Origin of the sequence: Variovorax pasteuri (assembly GCF_051216435.1) — a bacterium.
Lineage (GTDB): Bacteria > Pseudomonadota > Gammaproteobacteria > Burkholderiales > Burkholderiaceae_C > Variovorax.
Window position 1 is genome coordinate 86,614 of sequence record NZ_JBPJZS010000003.1, and the last position, 14,770, is coordinate 101,383.

Below are 14,770 nucleotides of genomic sequence, written 5' to 3' on the forward strand. Positions count from 1 at the left end.
CTATACAGGCTCACCCTCGGCGGCGGCTGGCGATGTGCGCGCCGTCGCCGGCACCTTCAGGCGCTGACCCTCGGCCGAGATCGCAAACAACTCTTCCACCAGCCGCCCCGCCAGCTCAGCCTTCACGGGCTCCCCCCCGAACACCAGCCGAAACACGATCGGCGCAATCAGGTGGTCGATCACCTGCTGCGGCTGAGGCGCGTGCTCCCCGCGGGCGCGCGCCTGTTCCACCATCGTCAGCGCTTCCTTCCTGCGATTGCGCAGGCAATCGGTGTCCGAGTCGGCATTGGCCAGCGCGGCCGCCGCTTTCAGCAGCGAGGTGTTGCACGGCTTGGCCAGATGCTCGATGAGCTCGCGTGCCCAGGCCTCCAGGTCCACGCGAAGTGCACCCGTGTTCGGCAGCGGCCGGTTCGGGTCCAGCCGGTGCGTGGCCGTTTCCGCCAGCAAGCCCTGCAGGTCGCCCCAGCGCCGGTAGATGCTGGACGCGCTGACGCCCGCGCGCTCCGCCACGGCCGGCACGGTGACGCGGTCGCGCCCCTGCTCGGCCACGAGTTCTTCGAGCGCGGTGCGCACCAGCGCCTGCACTTGCGCGCTGCGGCCGCCGGGGCGCTTGTTGGAGGGGGGGGGCAGGACGACGTCGTTCATGTTTCGGACTTTAACGCAAAGATATTTGCTTTAGGTTCTTCTCAAGTCTAGAATCGCAAAAGCAAAAAAAGTTGCATTAAGGATTAAGACATGCCGTCCACCTGCCCAGAACTCGCCACCGCCGTCGCCGCTGCCGCCGCCACTTCCGCGCGCGCCAAGCCCTGGCGCTTGCCGGCCGGCGTGACCTTCGCGCTGCTGGCCGCCGTGCTGTTCGCCTTCTTCTTTGCCGCCAGCGCGCCGTCGCCGCTGTTCGTGGTGTTCCAGCACGCCTGGCATTTCTCTTCGTCGATGCTCACCGTGGCATTTGCGATCTATGCGATTGCACTGCTGCTTTCGCTGCTGGTCGCCGGCTCGCTGTCCGATCACATCGGACGCCGTCCCGTGGTACTGGCCGCACTGGTGCTCCAGGCGGTGGCGATGGGGCTTTTCTTGCTGGCGCACGACATCGGCGGGCTCATCGTCGCGCGGGTGGTGCAGGGCGTGGCCACGGGCATCGCGAGCGGGGCGCTGAGCGCGGCCGTGGTCGAGGCCGCGCCGGCCTCGCGCAAGCGGCTGGGCGCGCTGATCACCAGCGTGTCGCCGATGGCCGGACTGGCCGTGGGCGCGCTGCTGACGGGCATGGCGGTGAAGTTCTCTGTGCAGCCGGTGACGTGGGTGTTCGGCGGCCTGGCCGCGGTGTTCGCGCTGGGTGCGGTGGTGGTGCTGTGGATGCCCGAAACGGTGACGCCGCGCGTCGGCGCGCTGGCATCGCTGGTGCCGCGCGTGTCGATTCCCGTGAAGGCGCGTGCCGAGTTCGTGCGCGGGTTGCCGGTGCTCATCGCGGTGTGGGCGCTCGGCGGCTTGTTCCTGTCGCTGGCGCCCTCGCTGATGCTGCATGTGTTCGGCGTCGACAACGGCGTGGTCAACGGACTGACGGTGGCGGTGCTGTCGGGCGTGGGCGCGATCGCGCCGACGTTGCTCGGGCGCTTTGCGGCGCCGCGCCCGGCCGTGCTCGGCATGGCGAGCATGGTGCTCGGGCTGGCGCTGCTGCTGGCGTCGCTGGCCACGCGTTCGCTGGCGCTGTTCTTCGTCGGTACGGCGGTGACGGGCATCGGCTTCGGCGGCGCCTTCTCGGCGCTGGTGCAAACGCTGGCGCCGCTGGCGCAGTCGCACCAGCGCGGCGAACTGTTCGCGGCGATCTTCGTGGTGAGCTACCTGGCGTTCAGCCTGCCCGCGATGCTGGCGGGCTTCCTGGTCGCGCCGCTGGGCTTGCTGAACACCGCACAGGGCTACGCGGCGGTGCTGTTGCTGATCGCGGCCTTCGGCACCTGGCGCCAGTGGGCGGGGCTGCGCCGCGCGGCGCGCGAAGTGCCGCTCAGCGAGTAACCAGGATCGCGCGCGCCGCTTCGGCGAACCCCGTGCCGCGCTCGCCCAGCGTCACGTAGCGCGGCAGGTGTTCCAGCTGCGGCACGAAGCGCGCGACGTTCGCCACGCCGATGCTGTGCGCGAAGCTGCGGAACATCAGCTGGTCGTTGGTGGAGTCGCCCACGTAGGCCCAGCGGTCCATCTCGTCGTCGAGCGTGCGGCCCCACAGCTCGCGTGTGATCCAGCGCGCGCCTTCGAGCTTGTCGTTGTCGCCGTACCAGCCGTTGATGTGGATGCTGCTCACGGTGGCGTGCATGCCTTCGCCGCGCATCAGCGCGACCACCTGCGCGACGGTGGCGTCGCTCAGCTGCACGAACTCGCTGTGGTCGATGGCGATGTCGGTCTCGCGTCCCGGCGAGTCGGTGGCGCGGCCGGCGCCCGGAATCTCGCGCTCGATGCGCGCCAGCACGGCCTGCATGCGCGCGAAGTTGGCCGCGCGCGTGGCCGCGTCCTGCTGGTAGCGCTTCTCGATGCGGCCGTCGGCCTGGGGCAGCAATGCCACCGCGCCGTTCTCCGCCACGATGGCGTCGATCGGCCAGGTGTTCACGAACGGCAGGCTCCAGCCCACGGGGCGGCCCGTGATGGCCACCACGGACAGGCCCGCGGCCTTGAGGTCGGCGAGCGCCTGCAGCGCATCGGGCGTGATGGCGCCCTCGTGGGTCAGCGTGTCGTCGATGTCGGTGAACACGCCGACGAGCGCGCTGCGTGCGGTCGCATCCCACTGGGTCAAGGGCAAGAGGTGGTGGGGCGCGGTGGGCAATGAGGGCGAGGAAGACAGGGAAGACGGCGAAGACATGGCAAGGAATCCGGAGGGAGCCGCGATCCTACCGGCGCTTTCGGGTAGCATCCCGCCCCCGCCGCGCGTTCGAAGCCGGCGCGGCGCCTTCCATGCCCCACATCCTCGTCGACCACCTCCTCAAGACCTACCGAATTTCCGAGCGCGACCCCGGCGTGATGGGCGCGTTGCGCGGGCTCGTGCACCGCCGCCATCGCACGGTGGAGGCGCTGTCGGGCGTGTCGTTCTCGCTCGAGCGCGGCGAGCTGCTGGGCTTCATCGGGCCGAACGGCGCGGGCAAGTCGACCACCATCAAGATCCTTGCGGGCATCCTGCGGCCCGACGGCGGTCGCGTGGAGGTCGACGGGCGCGACCCCTTCGCCGACCGCGAGCGGCACGTGGCGCGCATCGGCGTGGTCTTCGGCCAGCGCACGCAGCTGTGGTGGGACCTGCCCGTGGGCGACGGCTTCGACCTGCTGCGCGACATCTACCGCGTCGATCCGCAACGCTACCGCCGCACGCGCGACGAACTGGTCGCGCTGCTGCACCTGGAGCGCGTGCTCGACCAGCCCGTGCGCCAGCTGTCGCTGGGCCAGCGCATGCGCGCGGAAATTGCGGCGGCGCTGCTGCACGAGCCCGACATCCTCTTTCTCGACGAGCCGACCATCGGCCTGGACGCGCCCTCCAAGCTCGCGGTGCGCGACTTCGTGCGCCGCGCCAACCGGGAGCGCGGCACCACGGTGCTGCTGACCACGCACGACATGCACGACATCGAGGCGCTGGCCCGGCGCGTGATCATCATCGGCCACGGGCGCGTGCTGGCCGACAGCCCGGTCGAGGCCCTGCGCGCGCAGGTGATGGCCGAGCGGCGGCTGGTGGTCGACTTTGCGCAGGGCGCCGAGCTGCCCCTGCAGGTGGACGGCGCCAAAGTGCATTCGCGCGACGGACAGACGCTGGTGCTGGACTTCGACCCCGCCGTGACCACCGCACCCGCGCTGATCGCGCGCATCGCGGCCGCGCATGCGGTGCAGGACATTCGCCTGGAAGGCCTGGCGATCGAGGCGGTCATCGCGCGGTTCTACGCCATGCACGGCGCGGGCGAGGCGTGACCATGGCCACCCTGCGCGAACTCGCGCGCCCCTACCTCGCGGCTTTCGCGTCGCGCTTCCTGCAGATGCTGCAGTACCGCACCGCCGCGCTCGCGGGCTTCGCCACGCAGTGCTGGTGGGGCGGCATCAAGGTGATGGTGTTCGCCGCGTTCTATGGCGGCACCGCCATCGCGGGCGCCAGTTCGCCGATGTCGCTCGCGCAGGCCATCACCTACACATGGCTGGCCCAGGGGCTGCTCGTGTTGCTGCCCTGGCTGGGCGACCCCGAAGTGGCGCAGGCGGTGCGCACCGGCTCGGTCGCCTACGACCGCCTGCGCCCGGTGGACGCCTACGCGTTGTGGTTCGCGCGCAGCGCCGGCTGGATCGCCGCGCGCCTGCTGCCGCGCGTGGCGTTGATGGCGGCGTTCGCGGCTGTCGCCTTGCCGCTGATCGGCCTGAACGAATGGTCCTGGCAGCCGCCCGCGGGCGTGGCGGCGGGGCTTGCGTTCCTGCTGTCCGCCGCGCTCGCGCTGCTGCTCTCGACGGCGATGGTGATGCTGCTCAACGTGGCGATGACGGCCGCGCTGAACGAACGCGGCATCAATGCGGTGGCGACGCCCGTGGTCATCGTTTTGTCGGGCAACGTGCTGCCGCTCGCGCTGCTGCCGGACGCCTGGCAGGGCGCGCTGCTGGTCCAGCCGTTGGCCGGGCTGATGGACATTCCGGCGCGGCTGTATTTCGGGCAGCTGAGCGGCTGGCATGCGCTGGGCGGGTTGGGGCTGCAGTGCTTCTGGACCGTCGCGCTGGTCGCGGCGGGGCGATTCGCCATGGGTCGCACCATGCGCAGTCTTCAGATTCAAGGGGGCTGAAGTGGCGCCTGTACTAAACGCAATGCGGAGCAACTGATGGGCACGCTCCCCCTTTTCTTCAGGCTGGTCCGGGCCTCCATTGGCGGCCAGGCGCGCTACCCGGCTTCAGCGCTGATGCTGACGCTGGGCCAGTTCCTGGGGACCGGCATCGAAGTGGTCGCCGTGTGGGCGCTGTTCCACCGTTTCGGCGAAGTGCAGGGCTGGACCCTCGGCGAGGTGGCCGTGTTCTACGGGCTGGTGAACTGCATGTTCGCCATTGCCGATGCGCTGGGGCGCGGCTTCGACGTGCTCGGCACCGAGTTCCTTCGCACTGGCGCGTTCGACCGGCTGCTGCTGCGTCCGCGTCCGCTGGCGCTGCAACTGATGGGCAACGACTTCCGCATCAGCCGCGCGGGCCGGCTGCTGCAGGGCGTGGCGGTGATGGCCTTCGGCACGGTGCAGGCGGGCGTGGTGTGGTCACCCGGCGCGGTGGCCATCGCGCTGTTTGCGCTGGCCGGGGGCGTGGCGTTGTTCCTCGGCATCCTGGTGCTGCAGGGCACGTTGTCGTTCTGGACCGTGGAGAGCCTGGAGATCGCCAACGTGCTCACCTACGGCGGCGTGCAGGCGGCGCAGTACCCGCTCGCGCTGTACGCGCAGTGGTTTCGCCGCGTGCTGACCTTCATCGTGCCGCTGGCCTGCGTGGCCTATTACCCGGTGCTGGCGATCCTGGGCAAGGCCGATCCGCTGGGGGCGCCCGGGTGGGTGGGCTGGGTGTCGCCGCTCGCGGGATTCGTGTTTCTCGCGGCGGCTTTCGGGGCGTGGCGCTTCGGGTTGCGCCACTACGCGTCAACGGGGAGCTGAGCCCCGTCAGTCGCTGTCAGCCGGCGTTCTGCAACGCCAACCCCGCATGCTCGCGCAGCGGATGGAAGTGGATCTTCGGAAACCGCTCCTGCGCCAGCCGCACGTCGTACGGCGAGGTGCACAGGAAGGCCAGCGTGTCTGCCGCGTCCTTGGCCATGCGCACCGGGTAGGCGTTGACGAACTCGCGCAGCTCGGCCGGGGTGTCGGCCGTGATCCAGCGCGCGCCCGTGTACTGGCAGCCTTCGAGCCGCACGTCGGCGTCGTATTCGGCCTTCAGGCGGTGCTGCACCACTTCGAACTGCAGTTGCCCGACGGCACCCAGCAGCATCGGGCCTCCGACCTCGGGGCGGAACACCTGGATCGCGCCCTCTTCACCGAGCTGGGCCAGGCCCTGCTGCAGCTGCTTGGTGCGCAGCGGGTTCTTCAGGATCACGGTCATGAACAGCTCGGGCGCAAAGAAGGGCAGTCCGGTGAACTGCAGGCTCGCGCCGTCGGTGATGGTGTCGCCCAGCTGCACGCCGCCGTGCGTGGTGAAGCCCACGATGTCGCCCGCGTAGGCCTCTTCCACCGCCTCGCGGCGCTGGCTCATGAAGGTCACCACGCTGGTGGGCCGAAGCTCCTTCGAGGTGCGCTGCACCTTGAGCTTCATGCCCGGCGTGTACTTGCCCGAGGCCATGCGCACGAAGGCGATGCGGTCGCGGTGGTTGGCGTCCATGTTGGCCTGCACCTTGAAGACCACGCCCGCGAAGTCCTTGTCCTCGGGCTGGATCTCTTTCACCACCGGCTGGCGGTTGACCACCGTGGTGCTGGTGCGCGACTGCGGCGAAGGCGCCAGGTCGACCAGTGCGTCCAGCACTTCCATCACACCGAAGTTGTTCACGCCGGAACCGAAGAACACGGGGGTCTGCTTGCCGGCCAGGAAGGCCTCGCGGTCCCAGCTGGGCGAGGCGCCGGTGGCCAGCTCCATGCTGTCCATGGCGCTCTCGAAGTCGGCGCCGAAGCGCTTGGTCAGCGTGTCGCGGTCGGTCAGCGGAATGGTCTCGAAGTCGTGCGGCAGCCGTTCGCTGCCCGACTCGAACACCGTCATGGTGTGCGTGCGCAGGTTCATGATCCCGCGGAAGCTCTTGCCCTGGCCCACGGGCCAGGTCATGGGCACGCAGGGCATGCCGAGTTCGCGCTCCACTTCGTCCAGGATGTCCAGCGGCTCGCGCACTTCGCGGTCCATCTTGTTGACGAAGGTGATGATGGGCGTGTCGCGCTGGCGGCAGACCTCGATGAGACGGCGCGTCTGCGCTTCCACGCCGTTGGCCGCGTCGATCACCATCAGCGCCGAGTCGACGGCGGTGAGCACGCGGTAGGTGTCTTCCGAGAAGTCCTTGTGGCCGGGCGTGTCGAGCAGGTTGATGACGTGGTCGCGGTACAGCATCTGCATGACCGACGAGGCCACCGAGATGCCGCGCTGCTTTTCGATTTCCATCCAGTCGGAGGTGGCATGGCGCGAGGCCTTGCGCGCCTTCACCGAGCCGGCGATCTGGATCGCGCCGGAGAAAAGCAGCAGCTTTTCGGTCAGCGTGGTCTTGCCGGCGTCAGGGTGGGAAATGATCGCGAAGGTGCGACGGCGGCGGGTTTCGGCAAGAAAAGACAAGGTGGGCAATCTGCGGGGGAATGCCGCGATTTTAGAAGGGCGGGAGTTTCCGTCCGTCGAACCGAGGCAAAGCAGTCCGGGCGACCGGCTCAGGCGTCCAGGTGCCGCGCCGTGTGCGCGGCAATGGCGTCGACGATCTGCGGCCACATCGGAATCGGCAGCGCATGGCCCATGCGCGGAATGCGCAGCAGCGTTGCGCCGGGAATCGCATCGGCCACGTCGACGCCGCAGGCCACCGGCACCAGCGGGTCGGCCTCGCCGTGGATCACCAGCGTGGGCACCTGCACGTCGTGCAGCGCGGGCTTGCGGTTGCCCGAGGCCAGGATGGCCGCGAACTGGCGCGCCACGCCGGGCGGGTTGAGCCCGCGCAGGAACACGAGCTGGGCCCGCTCGGTGTCGCGCGCCTCGTCGAGCGGAAAGTCCGCGGTCCCGCGCAGCACGCGCCACACCTTGGCGTAGTGCGGCAGGTAGGCCTCGAAGGTGGTCGGCGAGGGCGAGAACAGCACCGCCATCGCCTCGGGCGTGGGCGGCGGCAGGGCCGGGTTGCCGGTGGTCGACATGATGCTGGTGAACGACAGCATCCGATGCGCATGGTGAATGCACAGCTCCTGCCCGATGGCGCCGCCCATGGAGGCGCCCACGACGTGGGCGCGCGCGATGCCCAGCGCGTCGAGCAGCCCGACGCAGTCGCCGGCCATGTCGCGCAGGGTGTAGGGCACCTGCAGCGGCCGGCCGGCCATGGCCTGGTGCATCAGCAGCTGGATGTCGGGCACGCCGAGCTCGGTCAGGTAGCTCGAGTGACCGATGTCGCGGTTGTCGAAGCGGATCACGCGATGGCGGCCGGCTTCGGCGAGCCGCGCGCAGAACGCGTCGTCCCAGGCGACCATCTGGGCGCCGAGGCCCATGACCAGCAGCAGCGGCGTGGCGGCCGGGTCGCCGAAGCTGTCCCAGGCGAGTTCGATGCCGTTGACGCGCGTGCGCCGCTCGATGGGCGGCGGGGCTGCTGCCGGGGGCATGGCGGCGGGTTCCGGCTTACTTGCGCTGCAGCAGCTTGGTCACTTCGTCTACGTTGGACTGGATGCGCTGGCGCACCACGTCGAACGCGTCGGCCTGCGACTTGGCCGCGAGGTTGGCGAGTTCCTTGATGTCGTCGATGGCGCGCTGGAACGACTGGCGGCCGAGTTCGTCGAGCTTGGCGAAGTTTTCCTTCGGGTCTTTGCCCGGCATGCCCTTGGCGACGCTCTGCCATTCGGTGATGGCGTGCTTGATCATCTCGGTCTGCCGCTGCACCACGGTCTGCAGGCCCTGGTAGGACTTTTCGTTGGCTTCCATGACCGCCTGCAGGTCCTTGCGGCCGCTGTCCAGCAGCTTGCCGGCGCCGCCGGTCAGGTTGAGGTTCTGCAGCCGGTCGGCCATGCCCTTCAGCGGATTGAGCATGTCCGCGGCGTTCGGCATCGCCTGCTTCGCGCCCGCGGTGCTCTCGCTGCTGGAGGGGGTCTTCTTGGCGGCGGCTTTCTTGGCAGTGGCCATGGTGCGCAATCTCCTGTGTCGGGTGAACGGATGGGTGGCTGGAACCTGCCTCGCGGCCGGAGTCCGACGCCACGATACGCCGCACAGGGCCGCCCGAGCCTGTCGCCCGGACAAAAAATCCTGCGGGGTTTCCCTCGGATGCGGGGCGCCTGCCCCGCGTGCCGGTTACATCGGCGGCGCGAAGCCGTTGCGCCCGGCCGTGACGCGCAGCGCCGTGGGCGTGCCGTTCTTTTCCTGCGCATTCACCATCACCTTGGCGCCGGGCACGAGCAGTGCGTCGGTGCCGGGGCGGAAGGTGACCACCGGAGCGTCGGGCGGCACGATGACGGTCTTTTCGCCGCCCTTGTAGGTCAGGCGCATCTGCTGCCCGCCGCGCACCGACTTCGGCGCCGCGGCCAGGTCGGCGACGGTGGCGTTGGTCATGGTGCTGTCGGGCAGCAGGTCCCACGGCCTGTGGCCTTCACCCGTGCCGCGCGCGGCCTCGGGGAACACCACCACTTCGATCGCCTTCTGCGTGCCGTCGGGCTGCGGCATGGCGGCGGTGCCGATGAAGCTGCCGCGCTTGATGTCGGACAGCTTGATGCGGTAGACCTCCGACACCGGCATGTCGGCCGGGCGTGCGAGGCTGACGACCTCGCCGCCGCGGTCCTGGACCACGAGGGTCTTGGCGTCGACGCGCACGATGGTGCCGCGGATGCGCACCGGGTCGGCGTTCTGCGCGGCGGCAAGGACCGGGACGCTGGCCGTGGCGACGAGGGCGGCTGCGGCAAGCAGGGCCGAGGGGATTCTGGAGTGCGTGAGCGACATGGGCGGGGGCTTCCGTGGTTGGGTGCGAGCCAATGTACGCCTGTGCGGCAGAACGCGCTTTCCGTGATGTGAGATACCCGAGCGATTGGCGGGCCGGGGCGCCGCGTCTACAATCCGCCGTTCCGAGGAGCGTTGCAGCGCCGTCAGGCGTGAGGCTCGGACCACATCGCAACCACGCTCATCCGCTGTTCTCGCGGTGAGTCCTTTTTCCGTCAGACCCCCGAACGCAGTGGCATCTTTCAAACCAGTTTTGGAGTTCTCATGAGCGCTGTTCTCAAGCCCACCCCCGTGTCCACCGCCGACCAGGCGATTGCCGACCTGTCCCTCGCCGCCTGGGGCCGCAAGGAAATCCGCATCGCGGAAACCGAAATGCCCGGCCTGATGGCCATCCGTGAAGAGTTCTCCAAGGCGCAGCCGCTCAAGGGCGCGCGCATCACGGGCTCGATCCACATGACCATCCAGACGGCCGTGCTGATCGAGACGCTGCAAGCCCTGGGCGCCGAAGTGCGCTGGGCCTCGTGCAACATCTTCTCGACGCAGGACCACGCCGCCGCCGCCATCGCCGCCGCCGGCACGCCGGTGTTCGCCATCAAGGGCGAGTCGCTCAAGGACTACTGGGACTACACCCACGCCATCTTCGACTTCGGCCCCAAGGGTTCGAAGGGCGAAGGCCCGAACATGATCCTGGACGACGGCGGCGACGCCACGCTGCTGATGCACCTGGGCCAGCGCGCCGAGAAGGACCTGGGCGTGCTCGCCAACCCGACCAGCGAAGAAGAACGCATCCTCTACGCCGCCATCAAGGCCAAGCTGGCCGTGGACAGCACCTGGTACACCCGCAAGGCCGCCGAGATCATCGGCGTGACCGAGGAAACGACCACCGGCGTGCACCGCCTGAACGAGATGTCGGCCAAGGGCACGCTGCAGTTCCGCGCCATCAACGTGAACGACTCGGTCACCAAGAGCAAGTTCGACAACCTGTACGGCTGCCGCGAATCGCTGGTGGACGGCATCAAGCGCGCGACCGACGTGATGATCGCCGGCAAGGTGGCTTGCGTGGCTGGCTACGGCGACGTGGGCAAGGGCTCGGCCCAGGCACTGCGCGCACTGAGCGCCCAGGTGTGGGTGACCGAGATCGACCCGATCAACGCCCTGCAGGCCGCCATGGAAGGCTACAAGGTCGTGACGATGGAATACGCCGCCGACAAGGCCGACATCTTCGTGACGACCACCGGCAACAAGGACGTCATCACGCACGACACCATGGCCGCCATGAAGGACCAGGCCATCGTCTGCAACATCGGCCACTTCGACAACGAGATCGACGTCGCGTCGATCGAGAAGTACGAGTGGGAAGAAATCAAGCCGCAGGTCGACCACGTCACCTTCCCGGACGGCAAGAAGATCATCCTGCTGGCCAAGGGCCGCCTGGTGAACCTGGGCTGCGGCACGGGCCACCCGAGCTTCGTGATGTCGTCGTCGTTCGCCAACCAGACCATCGCCCAGATCGAGCTGTTCACCAAGCCCGACGCCTATGAAGCCGGCAAGGTCTACGTGTTGCCCAAGCACCTCGACGAAAAGGTGGCTCGCCTGCACCTGAAGAAGGTCGGCGCCATGCTGACCGAGCTGACCGACGCGCAGGCCGCCTACATCGGCGTGAGCAAGAACGGCCCGTACAAGCCCGACACGTACCGGTATTGATCAGCGCAATGAAAAACCTCCGTGCTTCGCACTGCGGTGCGAGCTTGCTTGGGGCGGCCCGGCGCTTCGCTCATGCGCGCTGATCAACTGTTGGTAGAGCGCGGCATGGCCGCGTCGCGTTCGCAGGCCGTGCGGCTCATTGCCGGCGGCATGCGCTGGCGCGATGCGGGCACGAGCGACGCGTGGCGCCAGGTCGTCAAGAACAAGGACGAAGTGCCCGAATCGGCCGAGCTCGAGCTGGCCGATGCGGCCGAGGCCCGGTACGTGTCGCGCGGCGGGCTCAAGCTCGAAGGCGCGCTGGCGGTGAGCGGCGTCGACCCGGCCGGCAAGCTGTGCCTCGACGTGGGCCAGTCGACCGGCGGCTTCACCGATTGCCTGCTGCAGCGCGGCGCCGCGAAGGTGGTCGGCGTCGACGTCGGCCACGGGCAGCTGCATGCGAAGTTGCGCGAGGACGCGCGCGTGGTGGCCATCGAGGGTGTCAATGCGCGTGCGCTGTCGGCGGACGATCTGCATGAAGACGGTGACGAGGGCGCAGAGGCCGAGGCGTCCGAGCAGCCCGCCGATCCGCGTTTCGACCTGATCGTCGGCGACCTGTCGTTCATCTCGCTCACGCTGGTGCTGCCTGCCGTGGTCGAGTTCCTGGCCGACGACGGCCAGCTGCTGATGCTGGTCAAGCCGCAGTTCGAACTGCAGCCCGGCCAGGTCGGCAAGGGCGGCATCGTGCGCGACGAATCGATGTATCCGGTGGTCGAGAAGCGCCTGCACGACGCCTGCGAGGCGCTCGATCTGCGTGTGCTGCGCTGGTTCGACAGCCCGATCGCCGGGGGCGACGGCAACCGCGAGTTTTTCATTCATGCCGTGCGCGCTGCCAAGGCGAGCGACGGTTCCTAAGGAGACGCAGGTGCGCCTTCCGCTGAGTTTCGAATTCTTCCCGACCAAGACGCCCGAAGGCGCGGTCAAGCTGCGCGCCGCGCGCCAGCAGCTGTATGTGCGCAAGCCGCAGTTCTGCTCGGTCACCTACGGCGCCGGCGGCTCCACGCACCACGGCACCTTCGGTGCGGTGCAGGAGATCCTGTCCGAGGGCGTGGACGCCGCGAGCCACTTCTCGTGCATTGGCGCCACGCGCGCCACGGTGCGCGAGCAGCTCGGCGAGCTGAAGGCCATGGGCGTGAAGCGCCTGGTGGCGCTGCGCGGTGACCTGCCCAGCGGCTACGGCATCGGCGGTGAATTCCAGTACGCGAGCGACCTCGTCGCCTTCATCCGCGAGGAAACCGGCCGCGACTTCCACATCGAGGTGGCCTGCTACCCCGAGATCCATCCGCAGGCCCGCTCGCCCGAAGCGGACCTGCAGGCCTTTGCCGCCAAGGTGAAGGCCGGCGCCGATTCGGCGATCACGCAGTACTTCTTCACGCCCGAGGCGTACTTCCGCTTCGTCGACGACGCCCGCAAGCTGGGCATCGACACGCCGATCGTGCCGGGCATCATGCCGATCACGAGTTCGACGCAGCTCATGCGCTTCTCGGACGCCTGCGGCGCCGAGATCCCGCGCTGGGTGCGCCTGCGGCTGCAGGCCTATGGCGACGACATCGCGTCGATCAAGGCCTTCGGCCTGGACGTGGTGACCGACCTGTGCGAGCGCCTGCGCGACGGCGGTGCGCCGGCGCTGCATTTCTACACGATGAACCAGTCGGCGGCGACGCTGGCTGTGCTGGAGCGCCTCGATTGAGAGGGAGCGCGGCAGGCGCGGCCGCCTCGTTGCGCGGGGCGCTTCGCCTCGTCTTCGTGGCGGCGAGCTGTGCGCTCGCCGGCTGCGCCATGCCGCCGGCCACGGACGCCGAAGGCGGCAAGCTGCAACCGCTGCCGCGCGCGCTGGCGGTGCCGCCCGGTGCCGCGCCACGCTCCAACGTGCCGTCGGTGCGCTACGACCTCGCCGTCTCCGGCGCTGACGAATTGACGCCGGACGACGGCGTGCCCGGCGACGCCGGACCGCGCGACATCTTCGAGCGCGGCGGCGCCTCGTGGTACGGCATCCAGTTCCATCAGCGCAAGACCGCCAGCGGCGAGCGCTTCGACATGACCGCCATGACGGCGGCGCACAAGACCCTGCCTTTCAACACGCGCGTGTGCGTACGCAGCCTCGTCAACGGCAGCGAGGTGCTGGTGCGCATCAACGACCGCGGCCCCTATGCGATGGGCCGTGTGATCGACCTGAGCCGCGCCGCGGCCGACCGCATCGGCCTGACCGGCCTGGGCATCAAGCAGGTGGCGCTGACCATCGTGGACCACGACGGCATGCGCTGCGGTGGCTTGCAGGTGGAGCCGGGTGATGCGCAGGCGCCGGTGGCGTCGGCGGCCGAGCCGCAGCAGCGTGCCAGGGTGCAGGTGCCGGCGCGGCGCAAGGCGCTCGTTCCGGCGCGTCAGCGCAGATGACTCGGTAAACGAAGCCTGCGGGGCTCGGGCTCGGGCTCGGGCTCAGCCGCCCGACTCGAGCGAGAAGGTGGCGTTGCGGTCCTGTCCCAGGCGCTCCGCCAGCTGGGGCAGCGCCGCCGCGAGCAGCGGCTTGAGCGTGTAGGGCGGATTGATCAGGAACATGCCGCTGGCCGGCAGGCCCGGACGCTGCGTTTCGCCGGAGGCGGCGTCCTTGGTGATCTTGCTCGACTTGACCGTCAGCGTGGCGTGCAGCCACGACTTGCCGGCCTTGGTCGCCATCGTCTTCAGGCGGCGCGGCAGGTCGTGCGCCTCGGGGCGCGGAATGATCGGGTACCAGACCGCGTAGGTGCCCGTGGCGAATCGCTTGAGCGCCTCGGCGGCGAAGTCGAGTACACGGCCGTAGTCGGTCTTCATCTCGTAGCTCGGGTCCATCAGCACCAGCGCGCGGCGCGAGGGCGGCGGCAGGAACTTGGTGGCGCTGCCGAAGCCGTCTTCGTTCATCACGGCGATCTGCCGGCCGGCCTCGAGCTGGGCGATGTTGGCGTCCAGCGTGCGCGAATCGGTCGGGTGCAGCTCGAACAGCTTGAGCTTGTCGTGGTCGCGCAGCAGGTGCTGCACGATGAACGGCGAGCCGGGGTAGACGCGTGCGCCGCCGTTGGGGTTGAAGTCGCTGATCACGCTCAGGTAGCGGGCGATGGCGTCGGCCAGCGGGGCTTGCGCCTCGGGAGCTACCTTTTTGGTAGCAGACTTCGCAGCGGGCGCGTGCGTTGCGGGCTCTTTCTTGCCTGAAAGAAGGCGCAGGATGCCTTCGGCAGCCTCACCGCTGGTGCCTGCGTAGTCGCCGTCAAGGCGGTACAGGCCGGCGCCGGCGTGGGTGTCGACGACCGTCAGGGCTGCCTCTTTTTCAAGCAGGTGATCGAGCGTGGCAATCAACACCGTGTGCTTGAGCACGTCGGCGTGGTTGCCGGCATGGAAGGCGTGGCGGTAACTGAACATAGGGTGGGAATGGTAACGGTGTTGGGGCGCGCATATGCAA

Annotated in this window: 15 protein-coding genes and 1 riboswitch; of the genes, 8 read left to right on the forward strand and 7 right to left on the reverse strand. The window is 69.0% G+C overall.

Going from position 1 to position 14,770, the window contains the following annotated elements; translation table 11 throughout:
* Positions 1–645 (reverse strand): TetR/AcrR family transcriptional regulator, encoded by a 645-nt coding sequence (locus tag ACSFBM_RS13870; RefSeq protein WP_435484867.1) that lies wholly within the window; start codon positions 643–645, stop codon positions 1–3.
* Positions 646–735: 90 nt separating this feature from the next.
* Between ACSFBM_RS13870 and ACSFBM_RS13875 the strand changes: the two genes are divergently transcribed.
* Positions 736–2,010 carry an MFS transporter gene (locus ACSFBM_RS13875; RefSeq protein ID WP_435484868.1) on the forward strand — a complete coding sequence of 425 codons (1,275 nt, stop codon included), beginning with the start codon at positions 736–738 and terminating at the stop codon, positions 2,008–2,010.
* On the opposite strand, the gene ACSFBM_RS13880 is transcribed toward ACSFBM_RS13875, so the two are convergent.
* Positions 2,000–2,845: an HAD-IIB family hydrolase gene (locus ACSFBM_RS13880; protein ID WP_435484869.1), complete on the reverse strand. Its 846-nt coding sequence runs from the start codon at positions 2,843–2,845 to the stop codon at positions 2,000–2,002. The genes ACSFBM_RS13875 and ACSFBM_RS13880 overlap by 11 nt on opposite strands.
* A gap of 92 nt (positions 2,846–2,937) precedes the next feature.
* On the opposite strand from ACSFBM_RS13880, the gene ACSFBM_RS13885 reads away from it, so the two are divergent.
* From ACSFBM_RS13885 to ACSFBM_RS13895, 3 genes are read left to right on the forward strand one after another with little or no spacing between them, the layout of a single operon-like run.
* On the forward strand, positions 2,938–3,933 hold the full coding sequence (locus tag ACSFBM_RS13885) for an ABC transporter ATP-binding protein (RefSeq protein WP_435484870.1): 996 nt from the start codon (positions 2,938–2,940) through the stop codon (positions 3,931–3,933).
* A gap of 2 nt (positions 3,934–3,935) precedes the next feature.
* The gene (locus ACSFBM_RS13890) at positions 3,936–4,781 is read left to right on the forward strand and encodes an ABC transporter permease (RefSeq protein WP_435484871.1); all 846 of its coding nucleotides are present in this window, start codon (positions 3,936–3,938) and stop codon (positions 4,779–4,781) included.
* Positions 4,782–4,817: 36 nt separating this feature from the next.
* Positions 4,818–5,621 (forward strand): ABC transporter permease, encoded by an 804-nt coding sequence (locus ACSFBM_RS13895; protein WP_435436789.1) that lies wholly within the window; start codon positions 4,818–4,820, stop codon positions 5,619–5,621.
* Between the two features lie 16 nt (positions 5,622–5,637).
* On the opposite strand, the gene ACSFBM_RS13900 is transcribed toward ACSFBM_RS13895, so the two are convergent.
* The 4 genes from ACSFBM_RS13900 to ACSFBM_RS13915 all read right to left on the reverse strand — a co-directional run bounded on the left by ACSFBM_RS13900 (position 5,638) and on the right by ACSFBM_RS13915 (position 9,603).
* Positions 5,638–7,266, reverse strand: a complete 1,629-nt coding sequence (locus ACSFBM_RS13900) for a peptide chain release factor 3 (protein WP_435484872.1) — start codon at positions 7,264–7,266, stop codon at positions 5,638–5,640.
* Between the two features lie 89 nt (positions 7,267–7,355).
* A complete protein-coding gene (locus tag ACSFBM_RS13905) occupies positions 7,356–8,282 on the reverse strand; it encodes an alpha/beta fold hydrolase (protein WP_435484873.1) in 927 nt (308 codons plus the stop codon).
* A 16-nt stretch (positions 8,283–8,298) separates the two neighbouring features.
* Positions 8,299–8,796, reverse strand: a complete 498-nt coding sequence (gene phaP, locus ACSFBM_RS13910) for a TIGR01841 family phasin (RefSeq protein ID WP_435484874.1) — start codon at positions 8,794–8,796, stop codon at positions 8,299–8,301.
* A 165-nt stretch (positions 8,797–8,961) separates the two neighbouring features.
* The gene (locus ACSFBM_RS13915) at positions 8,962–9,603 is read right to left on the reverse strand and encodes a hypothetical protein (protein WP_435436793.1); all 642 of its coding nucleotides are present in this window, start codon (positions 9,601–9,603) and stop codon (positions 8,962–8,964) included.
* 118 nt (positions 9,604–9,721) lie between these two features.
* A riboswitch (S-adenosyl-L-homocysteine riboswitch) is annotated at positions 9,722–9,790 on the forward strand.
* Between the two features lie 74 nt (positions 9,791–9,864).
* On the opposite strand from ACSFBM_RS13915, the gene ahcY reads away from it, so the two are divergent.
* The 4 genes from ahcY to ACSFBM_RS13935 all read left to right on the forward strand — a co-directional run bounded on the left by ahcY (position 9,865) and on the right by ACSFBM_RS13935 (position 13,734).
* Entirely contained in the window at positions 9,865–11,304 is a 1,440-nt protein-coding gene (gene ahcY / locus ACSFBM_RS13920; protein ID WP_435484875.1) for an adenosylhomocysteinase, read from the forward strand.
* Positions 11,305–11,376: 72 nt separating this feature from the next.
* Complete coding sequence (locus tag ACSFBM_RS13925) at positions 11,377–12,195, forward strand: TlyA family RNA methyltransferase (protein ID WP_435484876.1); 819 nt, start codon at positions 11,377–11,379, stop codon at positions 12,193–12,195.
* A gap of 10 nt (positions 12,196–12,205) precedes the next feature.
* Positions 12,206–13,030, forward strand: coding sequence for a methylenetetrahydrofolate reductase [NAD(P)H] (gene metF, locus ACSFBM_RS13930; RefSeq protein ID WP_435484877.1), 825 nt, complete (start codon positions 12,206–12,208; stop codon positions 13,028–13,030).
* Between the two features lie 89 nt (positions 13,031–13,119).
* Positions 13,120–13,734, forward strand: coding sequence for a septal ring lytic transglycosylase RlpA family protein (locus ACSFBM_RS13935; RefSeq protein WP_435484878.1), 615 nt, complete (start codon positions 13,120–13,122; stop codon positions 13,732–13,734).
* A gap of 42 nt (positions 13,735–13,776) precedes the next feature.
* On the opposite strand, the gene ACSFBM_RS13940 is transcribed toward ACSFBM_RS13935, so the two are convergent.
* Positions 13,777–14,730, reverse strand: coding sequence for a 23S rRNA (adenine(2030)-N(6))-methyltransferase RlmJ (locus ACSFBM_RS13940; RefSeq protein WP_435436797.1), 954 nt, complete (start codon positions 14,728–14,730; stop codon positions 13,777–13,779).
* Positions 14,731–14,770: the final 40 nt, after the last annotated feature.

Excerpts from the sequence above, each read along its gene's own strand:
- ACSFBM_RS13870 (WP_435484867.1), bottom strand. The coding sequence starts at position 645 with ATGAACGACGTCGTCCTGCCCCCCCCCTCCAACAAGCGCCCCGGCGGC.
- ACSFBM_RS13875 (WP_435484868.1), top strand. The coding sequence starts at position 736 with ATGCCGTCCACCTGCCCAGAACTCGCCACCGCCGTCGCCGCTGCCGCC.
- ACSFBM_RS13880 (WP_435484869.1), bottom strand. The coding sequence starts at position 2,845 with ATGTCTTCGCCGTCTTCCCTGTCTTCCTCGCCCTCATTGCCCACCGCG.
- ACSFBM_RS13885 (WP_435484870.1), top strand. The coding sequence starts at position 2,938 with ATGCCCCACATCCTCGTCGACCACCTCCTCAAGACCTACCGAATTTCC.
- ACSFBM_RS13890 (WP_435484871.1), top strand. The coding sequence starts at position 3,936 with ATGGCCACCCTGCGCGAACTCGCGCGCCCCTACCTCGCGGCTTTCGCG.
- ACSFBM_RS13895 (WP_435436789.1), top strand. The coding sequence starts at position 4,818 with ATGGGCACGCTCCCCCTTTTCTTCAGGCTGGTCCGGGCCTCCATTGGC.
- ACSFBM_RS13905 (WP_435484873.1), bottom strand. The coding sequence starts at position 8,282 with ATGCCCCCGGCAGCAGCCCCGCCGCCCATCGAGCGGCGCACGCGCGTC.
- phaP (WP_435484874.1), bottom strand. The coding sequence starts at position 8,796 with ATGGCCACTGCCAAGAAAGCCGCCGCCAAGAAGACCCCCTCCAGCAGC.
- ACSFBM_RS13915 (WP_435436793.1), bottom strand. The coding sequence starts at position 9,603 with ATGTCGCTCACGCACTCCAGAATCCCCTCGGCCCTGCTTGCCGCAGCC.
- ahcY (WP_435484875.1), top strand. The coding sequence starts at position 9,865 with ATGAGCGCTGTTCTCAAGCCCACCCCCGTGTCCACCGCCGACCAGGCG.
- ACSFBM_RS13925 (WP_435484876.1), top strand. The coding sequence starts at position 11,377 with ATGCGCGCTGATCAACTGTTGGTAGAGCGCGGCATGGCCGCGTCGCGT.
- ACSFBM_RS13935 (WP_435484878.1), top strand. The coding sequence starts at position 13,120 with ATGCCGCCGGCCACGGACGCCGAAGGCGGCAAGCTGCAACCGCTGCCG.
- ACSFBM_RS13940 (WP_435436797.1), bottom strand. The coding sequence starts at position 14,730 with ATGTTCAGTTACCGCCACGCCTTCCATGCCGGCAACCACGCCGACGTG.